This is a genomic window from Bacillus sp. 05T31 (genome assembly GCF_056396725.1).
In genome coordinates this window covers 1-1,186 of the sequence record NZ_JBFTMA010000982.1, presented here as the reverse complement: position 1 = coordinate 1,186, position 1,186 = coordinate 1, and the positions used below count along the sequence as shown (strand labels likewise).

2 protein-coding genes are annotated in these 1,186 nt (G+C 29.6%); one reads left to right on the top strand and one right to left on the bottom strand.

The features are described from left to right. Positions 1-449, bottom strand: a 449-nt coding sequence (locus tag AC1DJR_RS30515; RefSeq protein ID WP_477004312.1) for a glycoside hydrolase family 25 protein, incomplete at its 3' end; no start/stop codon positions are given. A gap of 566 nt (positions 450-1,015) precedes the next feature. Between AC1DJR_RS30515 and AC1DJR_RS30510 the strand changes: the two genes are divergently transcribed. Beyond that, a partial coding sequence (locus tag AC1DJR_RS30510) for a hypothetical protein (RefSeq protein WP_477004313.1) occupies positions 1,016-1,186 on the top strand: 171 nt, incomplete at its 3' end.

Genomic DNA, 1,186 nt, shown 5'->3' with positions numbered 1-1,186 from the left:
GGTTTATTCCCTCCATAACGAGGAATCCAAATAAAATCAGCATCAATATTGCGAGCTCCAAATGATACATACGTGTGATGTCCTACATATAAACCAATTTTTTTTGCACCTAATCGGCGTAATTCATCAATAAATGCTTGAGTCCCGCCTTGCATATCTACCATTGTTTGAACTTCTACATCTGCCACCCAAAATTTAGCGTTTTTATCGCCACGATTCCAAAAATCTTGCGCTTCTTTTTTTGCATCTGAAATAGATATAAAACGGCAAAATGCATAATTCCCAAATGGAATACTACGTTTCTTCATTTCTTTCACATAACCTTGATACATAAAATCGACCGTATTCGAACCATCTTGAACTCTAGCAATAACTAAATCTAGCTGAGACGCTGCAATATCCCAATTAATATTTCCATTCCATTTCGAAATATCTACAATATAACCCATTACTAATCAACTCCTTTTTATTATCTTATTCAAAGCTTGTTTTATTGCTAGACCCATACGCCTAATAGCAAGCTTCTATAAGACAAATAAATATATTTTCATCATTTTTTAAAACTAAATAATTTCTTTTTATCCATAATAAATAAGTCCTTCTTTTTTTCATTTGTAAACGATAAACTTGCGTTTATTTCATACTAAGTATTGGGATAAAACTATAAATAATGTACATACTACATATAAGCAATTTTTGCTTAKACTCATRAMTGACCTCCAAKATTTTTCAATCTCCCTGTAAAAAGGCAGCTAAAAAAAGCTGCCTTTTTACAATTTATTATATAAAGACAAGTTAATTAACGCTTATTCCCTCATATTAGTCTGTTTTTAAGCTTTTTATAAACATGATATATATTTTTTCACAACACTATTTTGATACGTAATAGAAATTACATCAACTCATACAGTATATGTAATAATCAACTACAATAAAAATTACATATTATATTAATATGTCTTCCTAATTAAAAGGAAATAAACATATAACCTCTGTTATGTAAGGAGTTTATTTAATGAAAAAAATCCCTATCGTATTCAAAGTTCCCCCGAATTCAAAGCTAAAAGTTACATTCTATGGTCCTTGTAACGAAGTAATTACAAATGTATCTTTAATTAATCAACTACTCACCCCTACCTGCCAAACTGTATCTCAATATCCAGACTTCAAGAAATATATAACTGAA